8 protein-coding genes are annotated in these 21532 nt (G+C 40.7%); all 8 read left to right on the top strand.

What is annotated here, in order from left to right:
• The first annotated feature begins 129 nt into the window (after positions 1–129).
• The 8 genes from DTK66_RS06725 to DTK66_RS11010 all read left to right on the top strand — a co-directional run bounded on the left by DTK66_RS06725 (position 130) and on the right by DTK66_RS11010 (position 21527).
• Positions 130–1185 carry a zinc-dependent alcohol dehydrogenase family protein gene (locus DTK66_RS06725; RefSeq protein WP_191668176.1) on the top strand — a complete coding sequence of 352 codons (1056 nt, stop codon included), beginning with the start codon at positions 130–132 and terminating at the stop codon, positions 1183–1185.
• Positions 1186–1338: 153 nt separating this feature from the next.
• Entirely contained in the window at positions 1339–1953 is a 615-nt protein-coding gene (locus DTK66_RS06720) for a DUF6198 family protein (RefSeq protein WP_191668175.1), read from the top strand.
• Between the two features lie 22 nt (positions 1954–1975).
• Positions 1976–2665 (top strand): matrixin family metalloprotease, encoded by a 690-nt coding sequence (locus tag DTK66_RS06715; RefSeq protein ID WP_191668174.1) that lies wholly within the window; start codon positions 1976–1978, stop codon positions 2663–2665.
• A 393-nt stretch (positions 2666–3058) separates the two neighbouring features.
• Positions 3059–3535, top strand: a complete 477-nt coding sequence (locus DTK66_RS06710; RefSeq protein ID WP_191668173.1) for an S-ribosylhomocysteine lyase — start codon at positions 3059–3061, stop codon at positions 3533–3535.
• A 112-nt stretch (positions 3536–3647) separates the two neighbouring features.
• Positions 3648–4508, top strand: a complete 861-nt coding sequence (locus tag DTK66_RS06705) for a MetQ/NlpA family ABC transporter substrate-binding protein (protein ID WP_191668172.1) — start codon at positions 3648–3650, stop codon at positions 4506–4508.
• 170 nt (positions 4509–4678) lie between these two features.
• Entirely contained in the window at positions 4679–4804 is a 126-nt protein-coding gene (locus tag DTK66_RS11110; protein ID WP_255505076.1) for a hypothetical protein, read from the top strand.
• Between the two features lie 328 nt (positions 4805–5132).
• Complete coding sequence (locus DTK66_RS06700; protein WP_191668171.1) at positions 5133–20276, top strand: MBG domain-containing protein; 15144 nt, start codon at positions 5133–5135, stop codon at positions 20274–20276.
• Positions 20277–20711: 435 nt separating this feature from the next.
• On the top strand, positions 20712–21527 hold the full coding sequence (locus tag DTK66_RS11010; protein ID WP_225209030.1) for a YSIRK-type signal peptide-containing protein: 816 nt from the start codon (positions 20712–20714) through the stop codon (positions 21525–21527).
• Positions 21528–21532: the final 5 nt, after the last annotated feature.

Below are 21532 nucleotides of genomic sequence, written 5' to 3'. Positions count from 1 at the left end.
AGAAAGTTATTAGATAAATCCGCTAAAATTATTTATAAATTGAATGGCTAACTATTGAAAGAAAGCATTTTCTTTTATGAAATATTTGGATTAAAATATAGAAAGGTAATAAAGGAGGCTATCTTGATAATGAAAAAAGCAATTTTTGAAAAAGTTAGTCAAGTCAAGCTTGTTGATGTGGATCGCCCCACAATCGAACAACCAGATGATGTAATTATTAAAGTTGTCCGGACCTGTGTTTGCGGATCAGATCTTTGGAATTTTCGGGGAATTAATCCACTCACAGAAGGCGAAGAAAATTCTGGTCACGAAGCTTTAGGGATTGTCGAAGAAGTCGGTGACGAGATTACAACAGTCAAACCAGGTGACTTTGTAATTGCGCCATTTACTCATGGCTGTGGTCATTGTGCTGCTTGTCGTGCAGGCTTTGATGGTTCGTGTGAAGCTCATACCGATAACTTTAGCAATGGGGTTCAAGGTCAATATTATCGCTTTGCTCATGGGCAATGGGCACTCGTTAAAGTCCCTGGCAAGCCAAGCGATTATAGTGAAGGAATGCTTAAATCATTATTGACATTAGCGGATGTCATGGCAACTGGTTATCACGCTGCCCGTGTTGCTAATGTTGGCGCTGGCGATACTGTTGTTGTATTGGGTGACGGTGCGGTTGGCCTTTGTGCAATTATTGCTGCTAAGATGCGCGGTGCCAAGAAAATCATTTCAACTAGCCGTCATGCAGACCGGCAAGCACTTGCTGAAGAATTTGGGGCAACTGATAATGTTGCTGAACGTGGTGAAGAAGCCATTCAAAAGATTATGGAATTAACCAATGGTTCTGGCGCGGATGCGGTCCTCGAGTGTGTTGGAACTGAACAATCAACAGATACTGCCATGAAAGTTGGCCGCCCTGGAGCAATTATTGGACGGGTCGGCTTACCGCATACGCCTAAGCAGGATATGGCGGCACCATTCTATAAAAATACGATCGTTGCTGGTGGTCCAGCTTCTGTAACGACTTATGATAAGGCAGAATTATTAAAGGCGGTCCTCGATGGTGAGATCAACCCAGGAAAAGTCTTTACCAAGAGTTTTAGTCTTGACCAGATTCAAGAAGCATATGAAGCAATGGATAAGCGTAAAGCGATTAAGTCCTACATCATTATGAACGGATTTGAACGCGAATAATTAAGTATAAATTTAATTTTGACTCAGGGTACTATTTTAATGGTCCTCTGGGTCTTTATTATACTTACAAAAAATCAGGGCAACATTAAGGCATAAAAAAGTGAAGCGTGATAAAATACCAAGATAGAGTATAAAACAAGCGGGATGATAAATATGCGTCGGTATCGCTTTTTAGCACTGGCGATTATCTTAAATTCAATTGGGCACTCAATGACGATTGTAACCAACATGGGGAGTATGCCGTGGCCGGCTTCAATCGTTAATATTATGCATCTGATGCATTGGAATATGACTGAAACTATTTTTACAGAAGGCCTGTTTGTGATTGGTCTTAATATTTTGCTAGTTGGTGAGTTTGTACCAAAAGAATTTGGTTGGGAGCTGACTTTTTTAATTCCCTATAGTATCCTAATGCAGTTATTTGCTGATGTGTGGCGCTTTTGCGGTCTCAATACGAGTCAGATCCTAGTCCGGTTCGGTTTCGACCTCCTTGGATTAGTAATTGCTTTTGCCGGCTATGCCTTATATCAACAATGCGACTGTTGTTATCACCCGCATGATAAGTTGACAGTATTTTTAAAACGCCGGGCAACCGTCAAATTTACCAAATATTTCAATATTGTTTTGCCAATTATTATCATCTTGTTATGTGCGATGAAAAATCAGGCAATTTATGCATTTAATATTGGCACGCTGATTGGTTTCCTTGGTCAAGGACGAATCGTTAGTTTTTGGCAGGAACGGTTAGCGCCACGTTGTCATTTCTAAGATTAATTATGGGGGTGATTAAATGCGTCGTTTCTTATTAGCGTTACTAGTTGTGGGGATGATCGGAGTGAGTGGTCGCCAAGTTTTTGCTGATGATACGAATGCAAACTCACAGCCGTTTCAATCCTCATTTTTTAGTCCAGATACGGTCAATGATAATGATTTTCAATTTTCAAATTCGTCCCAACGTCCTAATGCTGAACGGCTAGCGATTCCACAAAACACGCCAACACCATTAGAGGGGATTCGCTGGAAGAAAAAGAACATAACTATTTATATGGAGACGACTGATCCAAAGTTAAAATGGGCTTTTCGTGATGCGGTCAAGAAATGGAATAAAACCAAAGCAGTTCATATTCGGTGGATAAAGGACGAAGAAAAAGCCAATATTATCGCGGCCGATGGGGATCTTGCCCGTAATAGTACGGGCAATAATAATGTTGGCTATACAACCTCTGAACTGGGTTCAACACGGACAGAATATGATCCGACTACGAATACCTTGCACAAAGCGACCTCCACGCTTGATCCGAACCAGTTAGATTACACAAATCAAGAATTTCGGAGTGAGGTAGCCCAACACGAACTCGGGCACGCGTTAGGATTGGCACATGCTCCAGAGTATGAACATAGTGTAATGATTCCGCGAAATATAAAAAATGGGATCACTAAAAATGATGCCAAAACCTTACGAATGCTCTATGCTGATTAAAAATTTGAAATTAGGTGTTGACATTTTGTAAGGATGACGATATTATAATGACAATTAAATTAGAAAATGCTTAGAAAAGATGAGTAATCATTTAATGCTTTTACAGAGAATCGGCAATGATGAGAACCGGTATTGCAGATAATGATGAAGATGGTCTTGGAGCAGACTGATGCTGTGAGCGTTCGTCGTTAGCAGCAAGCGATTAGCACCCGTTATCGTGCTGGGGTATTCAAACGAGTACCTCATGCGGATCTTATTGCGAGATAAGGTCGAATTAGGGTGGTATCACGTTAATTAGTATTAGACGTCCCTAGGAATTGGTATTTTACCGTTCCTAGGGATTTTTTCGTTTCAAGAGCAAGCACGCATCGATTAATAAAGGAGAGATTTATTATGGCTAAAGTTGAAAGTTTTACATTAGATCATACTAAGGTAAAGGCACCTTACGTTCGGTTGATTACAGTTGAAGAAGGGCCAAAGGGCGACAAAATCAGTAACTATGACTTGCGGTTAGTTCAACCAAACGAAAATGCGATTCCAACTGCCGGATTACACACGATCGAACACTTGTTAGCTGGCCTGCTTCGTGACCGTTTAGATGGCGTAATTGATTGTTCCCCGTTTGGTTGTCGGACCGGGTTCCACTTAATTACCTGGGGCGAACACTCAACCACTGAAGTAGCAAAAGCCTTAAAGTCTTCCCTAGAAGAAATTGCTTATAAGACAAAATGGGAAGATGTCCAAGGAACGACCATCGAATCATGCGGAAACTATCGTGACCACTCACTATTTTCTGCAAAGGAATGGTCAAAGAAGATTGTTGATGAAGGAATTTCAGATAAGCCGTTTGAACGGCATGTGGTGGACTAATAGTAAATAGCAGGCTAACGATTTCTCTAGAGTAAAGACATGTCGAATCCCGTTGGCTGTTGCGATTAGTTATGACAAATAGCGAAAACAAAAGTAAAGGGGAATCTTTAAGATGAGAAATAAAAAGCATACTAGCTGGTGGATTATTGGAATTATTGTTGTGATTTTACTTGGCGTAGGGCTTAGTGTGGGCGCTAATGGCGGCTTTGCGCGTAAAGATGAAGTTACAGTCGGGACGATCGGTCCGGATGTGCAGATTTGGCAGCATATTGCTGACAGTAAACAAGCAAAAAAGGCTGGTTTGAAGATTAAAGTGAAGAGCTTTACTGATCCAGTCGCCTTGAACCGGGCAACTGCCAGTGGGGAGATTGATGTTAATGCCTTTCAGTCATGGTCATACCTGCAGGCATACAATAAGGAAAATAAAAAGGCGCAATTAGCCGCGCTGGGGACGACTTATCTTGAGCCAATGGGCTTATATTCTGACAAATACAAGAATATTAAGGACATTCCTGACGGAGCAACGGTTGCGATTGCCAATAACCCGGCTAATACCGCTCGTGGCCTGCTCCTCTTGCAAAGTGCCGGCTTGATTAAGCTTAAGTCAAACTTTGGGGCAACAAGCGGCACCAATGATATTGCGGCTAATCCAAAGAACCTTCAATTTAAGGAGATTGATGATACGACTGGACCACGGGTATTAAAGTCAACTGATCTTGTATTAATCGGTAATACCATTGCGTTGACTGGTCACTTAAATGTATTAAAAGATTCAATTTATCATGAAAAAGTTGACCAAAGCACTAAGGATAATATTAATGTCTTAGCAACTGCTAAAAAGAATCGTAATAATAAAGAATACCAAAAATTGGTTACCCTTTACCACAATAAGCAAATTCAACAATGGATTAATAAAAAGTATCAAGGGACAAAAGTCAACGTTGAAAAGCCGTTGAGTTATTTAGAAAAATAGAATTAGAGCGCGATAATCTGTGAATGATCAGCAGTAATTATCGCGCTTTTATAATCTAAACGATATATTATGAAAATTATAAAAAGAATTCAAACTATTAATGGTTTGATCCTAAAACGGTTATAATAAAGGTAATGTAGTAGCTTATATTTGGAAGGGAGCTAAACAAAATGAAGTGGCAACGAAAATTAGCACAAAGTATTGTAACTATTGTTTTACAAGCGTTAGTAGCAAGGTTTGTGTTCCGGCTCTTTAATAAAAAGCAGCAACCAGCAAAAGGTGTAAAAAAAGTTTAAACCAGTATAACGGGATTTGTCGGGTGGTAAACATGGGAAATGGTTATCGCTCGATTTTTTGTTATTGATATTTGAAATAACAAGTTTCAAAAGTGAATAGATTTAAAATTATATTGGCTTATCAAATGATTGAAACGGTTACTGAGATAAAACATAATTGGTGTTTTGCGTTCTTCGTCACTAGTGTAAGAAGTTTATCAGAATATAGAATGTTACTAATTAACTAATCGGTTTATCAATTGAAGGTGAAACCTATCAAATGGAATTTGAGTTATAATTAGTAACATAAATATAAGCAATAAATGTCATAAAGTGAGAGGGGAATATTATGAGTAAAAATAATTCTCTGAGGGGGATGACTCCGCAAAATAAAAACTATAAATTATACAAAGCAAAAAAACAGTGGATCACAGCTTGTGCTACTTTTATGTTGGCATTTGGTGCGACCGCGGTAATGAATGTTAGTGCGCAGGCTAACGATAATCCTGAAACAGGTAAAGTGACGGAAGTTTCAAAACCTAATAGTGGTAGTGGTTCTGCATCGTCAACTCCAAGTGCTGTTGCTAGTGCAGGTGATAGGGGGACGACAACTGTAACAGGTACTCCAAAGGTGGTTTCAGGTGATTCTGTTAAGGCAAATAACGCGGATCCTGCTTCATCAGCTACGTCAGATAAGACACAGCCACAGCAAACACCTGATCCAAAAATAAATCAAACTACTAAAGAAAATAGTGCTAAAAACCAACCCCAAAACCAAGGCGATACCCAAACTCTATCTTTAACTAATAAACCAGCTACCCAACTTACCGCTAATGCCCTCAAGGAAAGTAAAGTAGCTACTGAAAACACTACCCCAATTGTCTACACGATGGGAGACGGCGCGATGGCTAACGCTGGTTCAACTTTAAGCGAAGCCGATGCTGCTAAATTTATCCAAAATGCAGCTCAGCTTGAAGCAGCTGGCGCCAAAATTACTTGGGATGGTACTCCTGACACCGGGACTGCAGCTGACGGAGTGAATGGTGGAACCGGTAGTGGTAAGATCAAAGTCACTTATGCAAATGGACAGTCAACAACTGTTGATGTTGAATTTACACTGAACCCTCAAGTTGGTCTTCAGCAAGGACACTCTTTTTACTATGTAGGAAATGTCGGTGACACTGTTACTTCACTTGATCAACCAGACGCTAATGGCTATGTATTATATGATTCCAATGATTCAGAGCATAGTCTAATTAGTCCTGGGCAAAGTGTGGCCGGAGTCGATCCAGCTGGTGTAACTGCTCACTTAGTAAGCCCCTTAGATACTTCAACTGAAGGAATTCACTGGGCAGATGTTTTTGTTAACGATACTTCTTTGACTGGTTATAACCAAGATATGGGAATAGAAACCCCATTTCTTAATACTGTCGGAACTTATACGATTAAGGTGCCGTATATTGTTAAGGGCTTAAAATTACGCACTGATATTCCCACGGATGCAGACGGCGATCCCGTGATCAATGCTCAAGGGCAGACTTATGCTAATGATGCCGATAGTAGTTTGCTTCCGGCAACTAATACTCCGCAAGTCGGCTTTGATCCCAGCCAAGGCGCGCAGACGCTGGGCCAATATTTCTATCAAGATTATGCCTTAGCTTATAGTCTCGGGGTAACGACGAACGTTAGTGATTGGACTAATCCAGCTGATTTAGCTAGCGCTAAGACTAATCACTTTACGATGTCACTAGCGGGGTTGCCAAACTCAGCTGGTCAAAATGTTCAGGTTAACTATGTTCCGTTGCCAAAATTGCAAGATTTATATTTCTATAATCAAGGGACAAACCCGAATGCGCCATACCTTTCACAGTTTAGTCAAAATAATGCTTATCTCAAAAATGATGTCTTTAAAAATGCCGAAGAGTTAAATAAAGAGTGGCCAGCAACGACAGCTGGTTATGCTTCAACATCTCTTTCGCATTCAAGTAATGAGAATTGGCTAAAGCTTAAAGGTGCGCGTACTCAAGGGCAATGGGCGATTACGGTTAATGCTAGTTTTGGTCAAACCAATGCTAGCGATCAACCAGTGATCTTTTCGAACTTGAGTAAAACCGTCACTGCATATAACGGCGCCACTGGAACTGAGAACTTTGTTAAACAAGTTGCCCAGTACACTACTGATCTCTTCCAAAATGCCGGAACAGGTGGCACTATCAATGTAGCTGCCAACATGCCAACTACTTACTATGGTCTAACTGCTACAGCTAAGGCACTTTATCCGACAATTGCCACCAGTCCAAACCCAATTGATGTTAGTGATGGTCCAGTCGACACAGCAGCTGCTATTCAAGCTAATATTGAAAATTCACTCAAACACGTCCAAGCAAATTCGATTCTGGACAATAATACGAAGTGGCCAGAAGGGACAAAATTTGAATGGTTAAATCCAGCAACTAATGAACCCGAAACAATTACTCTTGATAAAGCAGGACAAACCTATACGGGAACGGTTAAGGTAACGCTGCCTACTGGTACGTCTACTTTAGTCAAAGATGTTACACTTTCAACAATTGCCAATGTTCACGTAAAGAATGAAACGGTCGACTACGGTACTGTTTTAACCGCAGCTGATTTAGTAACAAATAAGTCGGCTTTTCCTGAAGGTACGACATTCCAGTTTACTGATGGTGAACCAACTTGGACGGTGCCAGGTTCTTACACTAACGTTCAAATTACGGCAACTTATCCATTATTTAATGCGACTGATAACAAGCCAATTTTAGATAGTACTGGTAAGCAAGAAACGACGACAACGCCAGTAGCTACCGCGGCTGTTGCAATTAACGATTCTCGTGTAATTAATATCGTTGAAGGTAGCGAAGTCCCGTCTATTGATAGTATTTTGAACTTGCCAAGCAATTGGGAAGAACACACTGCAGCTTGGACGACTGACATTAATACTAATAAAACCAACGAAGGTTTAATTACTGTTCACTACCCATCAAGTGGCCTAAATCAGGAAATTAAGGTTTACGTTAACGTAATTCCGAAGCTGACTGCAGTTGATGGTCAAGAATTTAAGACTGATGGTTCAAGCTACAGCGGTCAAGGTAGCAGTATTGCTAATGGTGAAAATCAAGGCAGTAATTTAACTAATTATGATGGTAATTCAGTTAACTACCAAGCTTATACTCAGACTGGTAAAGATGGTGAACAGAGTTCTTTCCCAGAGAAGGCAACAAGCTACAAGCCAACTTTCAGCTTATCTGGATTGCAGACAAATGCTGACGGCAGTTTAGTTAGTGGTAACCAAACCGCTACCATTCGCGTATCTGTTCCAGCTGGCACTTTAGGCGCCTTAACTGATGAAAATGGTTCATACTACAATGTTCAAGCTAAGGTTGTTGTAGCGCAGCCAGTAACGTTTGAATTTGTCGATCGTAAGACTAATGATGTTGTAGGTGACACTTACACTCAAGAATTCATCGCAGGCAAGGACACCAAGCTTGACTTCACAATGAAGGTTCCTGACAATTACCAACTTGTTCAAGGTGCATCAATTCCAACTTCTTACACGCTTCCTAGCTTTACTAGTGATAAAGCGGTTGTGAAGGTTTCGGTAAAACAAATTATGAACTTCACACTTAAGTTCTGGGATGATGATGAAAACAAAGAACTTTATTCAGATCACTTAGTTAACCCTGGTAATGGTGGATATGATTGGATTAAATTCCCAGCAGGAACTTTCCCAGAAGGTGTAAATGCAGGTGATTATTATTCTGTTGGAATTGACGGTGTACCAACAGGTGCTACAATTACTGGTTCATATGGTGTACCATTTACTAATCCAGACTGTAACTGGACTGTTCCAAACTTTAAGTGGGAGACCACACCTGCGGTTGAAGATGCTTTAACTGGCGCAACAATGACCATTCACCTTAAGCATAGAACTCAAGATGTGACAAATTCTGATCCACAAGCCCAAGAAACCAGAAAAGTCACTGTAAACTACGTAAAAGCAAAAGTGAATGATGATGGCACCTATACTGAAGACGGGAATGCCTTTGATTCAGCCGTTCTAGATGTGTACTACACCAGAAAGGCTACCAAAGACTTAGTAACTAAAAATATCACTTATGGTCCATGGCAATGGAATACTCAAAAGACAGGTAATGGCGGCAAAGCAGGATACAATGTTGTTTCTGGAAAATGGACTAATTTGCCTGAAACTTGGGGAGCTGTTACAGCTGATGTGCCAACTTTAACAGGTTATACCGCTTACGTTGGTGGACCCGCTTCAAACACTAATAAAGTTCCAGCTAATCAGTTCGTATATCCAACTTGGAATACTGATGGTGAAGGTGGTCAAACAGATTCATCTAAAGCTTCAACAGCATATACAAGTGCTGCTACAGCTTATGAAGCTCAGCCTATTCATACTATTTTATATGTTCCAAATAAAACCGAAGCTAGAACAATCACCGCTAAATTTCAGATTGTTGGCGGCGACCGTGATGGTCAAGCTTTCGCACCAGATTCTAAGATTCAAGTCTTTTATGATAAGACCGGTACTTTAGATCCGACTACCAACAAGATAGTTTATGATAATAACTGGCAATGGGATACTTCTGCAGGTGATAAGGCAAATCCAGGATTCCACATTATTTCTGGTTCTTGGGGTATCCCAACTAATGGTAAGCCAAGTTCATTTAATGTCATTCCGCCAGCTGCTGGAAATGACTTTGTTATTGCCTATATGCAATTGAATAATGCATATTCTACTCAAACTTTTGCTACTCCAACTTATTGGACGAATACAGTCTTTACTAATAGTACTGATCCAACTTGGTATATGCGTAATGAACTAACTACATACTATGTAGCAAAGCCATTAGTTGAAGAGAAGATTACCCGTACGATTAACATAACTAAGCCTGGTCAATCTACTGTTACTACTAATCAAGATGTCACCTTAACTAGACCTGTCAGAGTTAATGCCAATGATACAGGTGTTGTTTTTGATGGATTTACTGGAAGCGGCTGGACAACTCCTAACTGGGCAACTAATCAGTGGCCGGCATATACAATTCCAACAATTGATGGCTACAAGCCAGTAATTGCTCAAACTGTCGATGGTGTAACAACTACAATTGATTCAATTCAGCCTCAAACAGTTAATAGCACCACTAAGCCAACGACTATCAATGTAACTTACACAGCTACAGCAACAGCCACTTTAACTGGTGACGGCTCAAGTACTTACACTGGTAATCCAATTAGCATAGCTGACTTGAACAATCCAACTACTGGATTGAAGGTTACTGTAACTGGTCCAACTGCTAATGTTGGTTCAATGAGTCTCAGCTTAGGTGACGTCGAATTTTCAACTGACGGCACAACTTGGACAACTGATTTACCAACTAATGCTGATCATTACCAAGTTCGTTTAACCACTCAAGGTGAAGACGCAATTAAGTCTAAGTATGGTAATAACAGTATCGTTTGGACTAAAGATGGCAAATCTACAATTACCAGTGATGCTACATTTACCATTAATCCGTTGAGTGGTGATGCTGTTTTAGCTAATAGGACAGAAGGTAATTACACCAAGGTTTATGACGGTGCACCAACTAGCTCAATTGATGCAAGCAAGTTTGCTATTACTACTACGCTTAATGGTCAACCAGTTAACCTTGATATGACAGGTATTGACAGTACAAGTTACGAATGGGTTGACGCACAAGATCAGCCAATTAGCAATCCACAAAATGTCGGCACTTACTACGTGAAGTTGACTAATAGTGGCTTTGAGACTTTAAAGGCCCACAACAAGAACTTCACTTTAACTAATAAGGGTCTTGGCGTTTACACAATTACTCAAGCTAATGCAAGTGCGGTTTTAAGTGGTAGCGGAACTCGTCCATACAACGGTCAAGCTGTTACTGTTGATGAATTGAATGCTCAAAACACTAATAACAACATCACTTTGACTTTGCACTATCCAAAAGATGGCAACGCCGATTACTCAACTACAGTTCAATTAACTGCTGATGATTTTGTTTGGAATACTCCAGATGGTCAAGCACCAGTCGATGCTAACAGCCAGGCTTACACGATTTCACTTAAGCCAGAAGCTATTAAGCAGATTATCTTGAATGTAGTAGGCAGCGGTCAAAATGGTCAAGCTAACGTTAAATTTGCTGACAATGCAATTTCAGGTACAGCTAGCTACACGATTACTCCACTTGCAGCTACAGCTAATGTAAGCAATGTTGGTGATTACGGTAAGACTTACGATGCTCAAGTAACTAGTCAGATTGATCCAACTCAGTTGCAAATTACTACTACTTTAGGTGGTCAAACTGTAAAACTTGATACGACTGGCCTTACTGGTAGCGACTACGAATGGGTTGATGCTAGTGGTAATCCCCTCACTGAAAATGATTATCCTAAGAATGTTGGTACTTACGGTATTAAATTGAACGCTGCAGGAATTGCTAAACTTGTAGCTAACAATCCTAACTACGCTTTAACTGTATCAGGGACTGGTAGTTACGTAATTAGCCAAGCTCAAGGCTCAGCTGAATTAAGCGGCAGCAACTCTAAGGTTTACAATGGTGCAGTCATCAGCAATGCTGAAGTTAACAGCAATGGTCAAATCGTTGTTAAGTTAACTTTCCCAGGTGCAAATAACGCAACTTACACTTTGCAAGATGGCGATTACACATTTAGTCAAAATAATACTGCAGTCACTGATCCGGTTAATGTTGGTCAATACACGATTACATTGACTGACGCTGGTAAGGCTCATATTGCTCAAAAGGTGCAAGAACTTTCAGGTACTGGTCAAAATGATCAAGCTAATGCAACTGTTGATGCTAGCGCAATCAGTGGGGATGCCAGCTTTACCATTACTCCATCTGAAAATGTTGTAAATGTTTCAGGCATGCAAACTGAAACCTACACTGGTTCACCAATCAACGTTGTCTACAATGCTGATGGCGCAAACAGTGTAACTGTAAGCTTTGCTAATGCTGCAGGTAACACCACTGGCGCAACTGCTTCAATGACGAATGTCCAACTTGAATCAGGCGACTTTGAAATCGTCGATGCCAGCGGTCAACCAATCACTGCTGAAAACGCTGGTGGAGTTTACCACATTGTTTTAACTGCTGCTGGTGTCACTAAGGTTCAAAATGCAGTAGGTAATAACTACAAGATTAGCCAAGGTACTAGCTACGGTAATTTAGTAATTGATAAGGCTCCTGCTTCAGCAATCTTTAGTGGAGACCCAACTCATGTCTACACGGGCAGTGTTAATACTGATCTCTTAAATGGCTTCTCAGTTACCTTAAATGAACCAAATAACCCAACTTATAAGCTGGCTGCCGGCGATATCGAATTTAAGGTTGGCGATACTTGGACAACTGAGGCTCCTCTTAACGTTGGTCACTACGAAGTTCGTCTATCACAAGCAGGCTGGGATCACATTAAGGAAATTAATAAAGACAATGTTACTTGGAACGCAACTTCATCAGAGGGTGAAGGTAGCTACACCATTACACCTGCTACTGCAACAACTGAACTTAGCGGCAATGGTTCAATGATTTACAACGGGTCTGCTGTAACAACTGCTGATCTTTATGCAAATGATTCAACTATTAAGGTAGTTATTAGTGGTACTAATATTGCTAACTTGCCAACAAACTTCACTTTGCAAGACGGTGACTACACTTGGAATACTCAAGATGGAACCGCTCCTAAGGATGTCGGTAATTACACCATTACTTTAACTGAGCAAGGTTTGAATAAGATCCAAGATGCAATTAACACTGCAGTCGGTGCTGGCAATGTTAACTTAACTAGAACTAATACCGGTTCAGCTGCATTTGAAATTAAGCAAGCTGTTGCACCAAATGTTCAGTTGCATGGTGAAGAAAAGAGCGAGTACAACGGTAAAGCGGTTGTCTTTGATCCAAATAATGCCGAAATCAAGAAGAACTTTGGCTTCAACAATACTGAAGGATTAACTATTCCTGATTTAACCAGCGCGGACTTTGAATGGGTAGATAATGATGGTAAGCCACTTTCTGAAGTTCCAGTCAATGCAGGATATTACTACTTACAGTTGAATGAAGCTGGTAAAAAGGATTTTGCGAATGCTAACCCTAACTATGTTTTCACTAATAAGGATGGCGCAAGCACGATTACTGGCCGCATTACCTACCACATTTATCCAGCTACTCTCGAAATTGGTGTTTCTGGAACTGCTTCTAAGGTCTACAACGGTCAAAATGCTGCAGTTACTCAAAAACAGATTGATGATGGTGATATTAAGTTAGTTTGGGGTAATTCAGCTAATGAACCAACCGGATTAGGTAGCTTCACTTTAACTGCCGATGATCTTGAGGTGGTTGATGCTGCTGGTCAACCAGTTAAAGAAGCTAACTTCCGTGGTGGTGTTCAAACTGGACCAGATTATCATGTTCAATTAACTGCTGCAGCTATGGCTAAGATTAAGGCTTTAACCGGTGCTAACAACTATAATATTAGTCAGGCAACGAGCACAGCTAACTATATTATTTATGCTCACAAAGCTCAGTTAACATTAACAGGAAATCAAACAACTCCATATGGTACAGTTCTTCCATTTGATCCTGCCGCATATACAGCAGAATTAAGTAATTGGAATGATGCAATAACGCCTAAGCCAATTATTGGAAAGCTGCAAGCTGGAGATGTTTATATTCAAGGCTATCAAGCTGGCACTTTACCAACCAATGTTGGTTCATACAAGGTTGTAATTTCTGAGCAATTAATTAACCGTTTGAAGGAAGAATATCCTGACTATGATTTTGAGGGAACTGCTACTAATGCTCTTTCTGAAAATGGAGATACAAATGTAGTTGAAACTGAACATGATCCAGCTAGCTATGTAATTACACCAGCTGCAACTACTGTCACAATCAATGGTGCTCAGCACATTAAGTATGGTCAAGATCCTACTATTCAATATGGTGGCGACAATGGCTACACAATGACGATTACTGCACCAGTTCACAACGATACTGTGAATAATGATAAGCAGCCAATCTACACTAATATTCAATTGACTACTGGTGATTTGGAATTTGTTACAACTCCAGATGATGTTGGAACTTATGAAGTTAAGTTATCCAGCCAAGGCTTGAAGAAGTTGCATGATTTAACAGGTTCAACTAACTATGATTGGACGCAAGCTTCACTAGCTCGGGCTAACTTCTTCGTTGATCAAATGCCAGTTACGATTAGCGTTGGCGAAAATAAGTCAGTGGAATACGGCTCTACCGCATGGAAAACCGCAATTCAAAATGTTCCAGAAGGATTTAGTTTAGGAATTAAGACTGAAAATGGCACAACTTTGAATTACACAATTCAAGCTGGTGACTTAGTCTTTAATCAAACTCCTGGTAATGTCGGCTCCTATAAGGTTGTTTTAAGCGCTACGGGATTAGAGCACATTAAGGCAGCTTTAGGAACTAATTATGCATATCCACAAGTAGCTACTGATGTGACTAGTCATGGTACATTAACGGTTACCCAAGGTGAGGCAACTGTGGGATTAAGTGGTACTGACAGTACAGGTTATACTGGTAGTTCAATTACACCAAACGATTTCAAGTCAGGAAAATACACTTATTCAGCAACGATTTATACAGCTGATGGTAGTGCAGCCCAAACTATTACATTGACGAGTGAGGATTTGCAATTTACCAATGGTGATCCAACTAATGTTGGTCATTACGCTGTTGAATTATCTGATAGTGGTAAAGCTAAGCTAAAGGCTCTTGATGGAAACCATGGTAATAACTATAAGTGGACGTTTAATAGTAATGCTGCTTTTGATGTGAGTCAGGTAACTGCTAAGGCAAACTTATCAGGTTCTAACCAAAAGGTATTCGATGGTTCCAGTGTAACTACTGCTCAAATTAATGATGGTGGTGACATTATTGTCAACTTAAACTTCCCAGCTAGTGCTAATACTACGTACAAGCTCCAAGATGGAGATTATACTTGGAATACTCCACAGGGCCAAGCTCCAGTTAATGCGGGTACGTATACTCTTAAGTTGACCCAAGCTGGTTTGACTCACTTGCAAGCTGCAATTAATGCTAAAGCGGGCGAAGGGAATGTAACCATTTCTGCTGATGACTTATCAGGTCAAGCTACATTTACGATTACGCCAAAAGACATCACCAATGTCACAATTAACGGTGATAATCAAAGTAAGACCTACGATGGTCAAGGCGCAAGCTTAAATGTTGCTGGTTTAACAATTAGCGGTGATGGTACGGTTGCTGATACTCCATTATCTGATGCAGGCATTACTGCTAGTGACTTTGATTGGTACGATGCAAACGGCAATAAGCTTGATGCAGTTCCAGTTAACGCCGGTAGTTACGAAGCACGTTTGAAAGATAGCGTTCTTAAGACTTTGCAAGATGCTAACCCGAACTACCACTTCACTGCAGTTAACGGCACTGTGAAGTACACGATTAATCCAAAAGTTGCAACGGATACTTTAGGTGGCAATAGTGAGAAGACTTACAACGCTCAAGGCACGACAGTTGATTCTGTTTTAGGTCAACTTACTTGGACACCAAGTGGTTTAGTTGAAGGTCAAAGCTTAGATCTTTCAAGTTTGACTGCTAACGACTACGAATGGTATGACGCTGCAGGTCATGTAATGACTGGTTTACCAACAAACGTCGGCACTTACTACTTGAAGATCAAGACTGGTTCAATCGATAAAATTAAGAATGCCAACCCTAACTATAGCTTTGCTGACGGTGCAATTAGTGGTGAGTTTACTTACACGATTAATCAAGCTACCGGTTCAGCAACTCTTAGCGGTCAAAACGATAAGACTTACGACGGTCAAGCTGTCACAACTGCTGAAGTTAACAGCCCATCTGGTAATATCGAGATCACTTTCATCTTCCCAGGTGACAACAATAGCAGCTACAAGCTCAAAGATGGTGACTATGACTGGTATGATGCTAATGGTACTAAGTTAACTAGTGCACCAACTAATGCCGGTACTTACACAATCAAGATTAATCCTGAAAAACTTCAGGCAATTATCAACAGTGTTGCTGGTGACGGCAATGTTAAGATTGATGGTGAAACTGGTAGCGCAACCTTTACCATTAATAAGAAGGACTTAAACGTCACTCTTGGTGAAAAGACTGGTGTTAACGCTGGTAAGACTTATGATGGACAAGCAGCAACTCTTAACCCAGCTGACGGTTCATTTACTCCAAGCGGATTAGTTGATGGCGAAAGCTTGAACACTGCTAATATTTCTGCTGATGATTACGAATGGCTAGATGCTAGTGGCAATAAGATTGATGCGCCAACTAATGCCGGTACTTACTACATTGCATTGAAACCATCTGGAATTACTCAATTGCAAGCAGATAATCCAAACTACAATGTAACTGAAAGTGGTAAGTTCAAGTATGTAATTAGCCCAGCTGAAGCAATGATTAAGATTTCTGGTAGTCAGGAAAGCACTAATGCTGAAATTGATCCAGCTAACTACCATGTAACTGGTGCAACTGGAGTTACGATTCCAGAAGGATTAACTTATGAATTTGTCGGTAATCCTGATCAAGCTGGTACTTATGTAATTAGTTTGACTCCAGATAGTATGCAAAAGCTTAAAGCTGCAAATCCAAATTACGCTTTGAAGATTTCTTCAACTGCTGAATTTACTTTGGATGCTACTTTGACAATTACTTTTGAAGATACAACTGAAGGTAATAAGCAAGTTGGGGATGTTATTACTAAGACTGGTGCTTACGATTCAACAATCGCTGATCTTGGTTTGAAAGTTCCTGAAAACTATGAATTAGCTCCAGGTCAAAAATTGCCAACTACTTACACATTTGGCAAAGACTTGCAACAAAGTTTGAATATCAAGTTAGTTCATAAAACGATCCCTGTTGATCCAACTAAGCCAGCTACCAACCCAGATCCAAAAGACAAGGATTGGTTCAAACAAAATGGTTTGGTTAAAGATGTTACTCGTACAATTAACTACAGTGGTTTGACTCAAGATCAGCTTGACCAAATCCCTGCTGATCAAAAGGACCCACAAACAGTTGAATTCACTAGAACAGCAACTTATGATCTAGTAACTGGTAAATTGGTTGCAAATAGTGAAGGTAAATGGACCGCACTTGATGGTAAAAGTACTTGGGCAGGTTTTACTCCTAAGGAATTTGCTGGCTACACTGCTGACAAGACTGTTCCGGAAGTGACGGTGAAAGCAACTGATAGCGATAGCTCAATCACGATCGCTTACACCGCTAATGAGCAGTCAGTAACCATTAAGTTTGTCGATGATGACAACAATGGCGCCCAGGTTGGCAAGACCATCACTAAGACCGGTGTGCTTGATCAAACAATTGATAACCTTGGGTTAACGGTTCCAGTTCACTACGAGTTAGTTAAGGGTCAAACATTACCAACAAGTTACACATTTACGGCAGATAAGGATCAAACAATTACTATTCACTTAACTGAAAAGGAAGTGACAGTTGATCCAACTAAGCCTGATACTAATCCAGATCCAAAAGATCGCGATTGGTTTAAGGAACATGATTTGACTAAGACTGTTGATCGTATTATTAACAATGAATTGCCTACTGGTACTAAGACAGAAAAGCAGACTGCTACGATCAACAGGACCGCCACTTACAATGAGGTAACTGGTAAGTTGACAAACTTGAGTGATTGGAGCAACGCAAGTTGGAGTAGTTATCCAGTTTCAGGTGTTTCAGGCTACACTACGCATATTACGCAAACGGTAGATGGCAAGACTACTACGATTACTTCAATTGATGAGGTAACTGTAACTGATGCCACTCAGCCAACGACAATTACGATTACTTACACTGCTAACGAACAATCAGTAGCCATTAAGTTTGTCGATGATGACGACAATGGCAGTCAAGTTGGTACAACCATCACTAAGAATGGTAGAACTGATCAAACGATTGATAACCTTGATTTGAAGGTTCCAGACCACTATGAATTAGCTGATGGTCAGAAGTTACCAACAAGCTACAAGTTCACAGCAGCTAAGGATCAAACAATTACTATTCACTTAGTTCACGCAATGAAGACGATTGATGGTAAGGATCCGGAAGATATTCCAAGTAATGTTGATAAAGATCAATTGATTCACACGGCAACGCGGACAATCACGGATAATATTCCAGATCAAACTCCAATTGTGACACCACAAACAGCTACAATTACTCGTAGTGCAACTTACGACGAAGTAACTGGTAAGTTAAGTAACTTTAGCAAGTGGACTACCGCCAGTTGGGCAAGCTACAAGGCAAAGGGTGTTGCAGGTTACACTGCAAATCCAGAAAATATAGCTGAAGAAGCGGTAAGTTCAACAACGAAGAATGTAAGTGTTGCAATCAATTACACGCCAAACGAGCAAACTGGTAAGATTTCTTACGTTGACGGGGCTGGTAAGGAAATTACTTCAACGCCAATCACTGGTAAGACTGGCCAAAGTGTTGCGATCAATCCAAGCGCGCCTGCTGGCTGGCAGATTATACCAGGACAAGAAATTCCTACGACAGTGACGGCAACCCCAGATGGCGTTCCGACAGTTACAGTTAAGATTGAACATCGGACGATTACAGTTATACCAGATACTCCAACTGCCGATATTCCAACGGGGAAAGTTCCGGGTGATCCATCCAAGACTTACCCAGCCATCGACAAGCTGGTAGTCACGCCAACCCGAACGATTATTGTTACTAACCCAGACGGTACCAAGCAAACAATCTCGCAAACTGTGAAATTTACCCGGACAGCAACCTTTGATGAGGTTACTGGTGAAGTAACTTACAGTAAGTGGTCAACAGCAGGGAAGGCTCAATGGGATGCATATACACCAAGTGAAATCGCTGGTTACATCCCAAGTCAAGCCAGTGTTGCCCAAGAAAAGGTAACTGCGGAAACGGCGGATCAAACCGTTAACATCACTTACGATAAGATTCCGCAACCGCAAGAGGGGCAGCAAATTATCCAGTATAAGGATAAAGATGGCAAGGTAATTCATACCCAGACGGTCACTGGTGAAGATGGTAGTAATGTACCATTTATCCCAGAGGTTCCTAATAACTGGAAGCCAAGTGGTAATATTCCATCGACTGTTACAATTGAGAACGGGACAACGACAATTATTGTTGAACCGCAAACGGTAGCAGTGACTGAGCATCGGACTATCACGCGGACAATCATTGAACACTTACCAGGTGGTGATCAGACAGTCACTCAAACGGTCGAATTAACTGGTAAGGGAACTAAGAACCTTGTCACAGGTGAGATCACTGACGTTCAATGGAATACTGGTAAGTTTACGGCCTTTACTCCTGAATCCGTAACCGGGTACACGACAAATATGCAAATTGTTCCAGAGGAAAATGTTGATATTACGACTAAAGATCAGACGGTTGAAGTTAACTACATGCCGAATGAGCAAACAGGTAAGATCATCTACCGTGACGGGGGTGGCAACGAAATTGGTCATACCGATATCACTGGTAAGACTGGTGAAACGGTCAATGTAACACCGGACATTCCAGCTGGCTGGCAGCCAATCCCTGGTCAAGAAATTCCATCAACAGTTACTATTACTCAAGATGGGGTTCCGACAGTTACGATTAAGATTGAACACCAGACCATTACGGTAACGCCAGGTGAACAAGCACCAACTGGAATTGTTCCAGGTGATCCGAGTGTGACCTATGAGCATATGGATGCCTTAACTGATACGGTAACGCGGACGATTGTTGTTAAGAATCCTGACGGTACGCAACAGACAACTGTTCAACCTGTTGAGTTTACCCGGACGGCAACGTTTGACGAAGTAACTGGTAAAGTAACTTACAGTGCTTGGCAAGCAGCTGCTGGTGATGAATGGCCGACATATCATGTTCCGATGATAAATGGATATACAGCTAGTCAACAGGGGGTTAATACGGTAAAGGTTGAGCCGGGAATGGATAATCAAGAAGTTGTAATTACTTACAAGAAGAATGCCACTCCTGACCAGCCAGTAACGCCTAACCATCCTGCTAAGCCAGTATCTCCAGTGACGCCTGTACAGCCGACGACGCCGGTACAACCAGAGGTGCCTGTACGGCCAACAACGCCAACACAGGAAGAACATCCAAAGACTAGTGTTGATCAACCAGCTACAACTATTGTGCAGCAAGGCAAGGAGACGCATATTGCTAATGAACATTCGATTTCGACGCAATTGCATCATACATCGCAACCGAATAAGCAAAAGGCAAATGTCCTCCCACAAACAGGTAATACGCGGAATAGTAAAGCTGCAATTACGTTAGGCTTTGCTTTTGCAACCTTAGCAAGTATCTTTGGTCTTACTGGACTACGGAAAAAGCGGAACAGCTAAACTGAATAATGCAGGAAACTGACGATAAAGCAATTGAGGGTAATATTCCCGCAGTTGCTTTATTGCTTTTAAACTAAAATAAGCGTATTCTCTTGAATTTTTCGCTTTATGAAAAGCAAGAGAAAAGCTTTAACAGTCGTTTGTTACCCACCTTAAACAGTGATAAGCAAAAATCGGATGCCAAACGTTTAACATATGAAAAAGTTATCATTTGTAAGAAAAAATTTAGATGTTTTTAGGACAGACCTAACCCCTTGATATATCTGGAATTTATCGCTGTTTAAAAGAAAATAGTGCTTTAAATTAGCGGAGATTAGACATAAGCAAAATTGTGTTTTAAACCAAAACAAGTAGAATATAATTATACGTGTTATGTGTTCTGTCAATTTTTCTATAATAGAGCGATAAATAAATACATATCAAGGGGGAATATAGATGTTATCACGTAATAATCGGCAAGAACAATTTAAGAAATATGAGCCCAAGAAGCAGCGGTTCACCATCAAGAAACTATCTGTTGGTGTAGCTTCTGTCCTTTTGGGTATTTCTTTTGCCAACGGTGTATCAGCTGATACAACTGATGCTAACGCTGATACCAATAACAATAACGATGGTTCAGAACAAACTGACCATAATCTAGTATTGAATTCTGCTAGTGCTTCAACATTGAAAGAAGCTACAGCAGCTAACCAAGCTAGCGGTGCGATGCCAGCCTCACAAAATCCGGCTGGAGATCTTAAAACTCCAGTGGCGGATCAGTTCGAACAGAAGGTTGCTAGTGCAGCTTCGCAAGCAATCGCAGCGAGTGCATCAGCAACTACGAATGATAGTGCAACGGCTAACAGTGGTAATGCAGCTTCTGCTAGTGCAAATACTAGTGCGCAAAACAGCGCTCAAGTTACTCAAGTGGCTGCTTCCAATGATAACGAATCATCACAGGAATCAGCTGCTGATACGCAAACATTTACTACCCAGTCTTTTAATGTTTCAAGCAATGCAACTGGTTTAGATAATTCAGCAATACTTGCGCAATTACTCGGTACGTCATTTATTCAAACTACTGCTACTAACAATGCGCCAGTTAACTTAAGTACTTATAACCCAGATGTAACTTATACACCAGTATATGAACAACCTAGCTTTGTTCCATCAAATCAAATTGCTTATGCACAATACCGCGATGAAACTAATGCTAATCGTGTATTTACATTTGCTGCTGATAAGAACGATCCAAATAACTTATATCTTTAATTCAA

This window comes from Limosilactobacillus walteri (assembly GCF_014830205.1).
Taxonomy (GTDB): domain Bacteria; phylum Bacillota; class Bacilli; order Lactobacillales; family Lactobacillaceae; genus Limosilactobacillus; species Limosilactobacillus walteri.
Note: the sequence above shows the minus strand (reverse complement) of the source record. Positions and strands in the feature narration are given on the sequence as shown.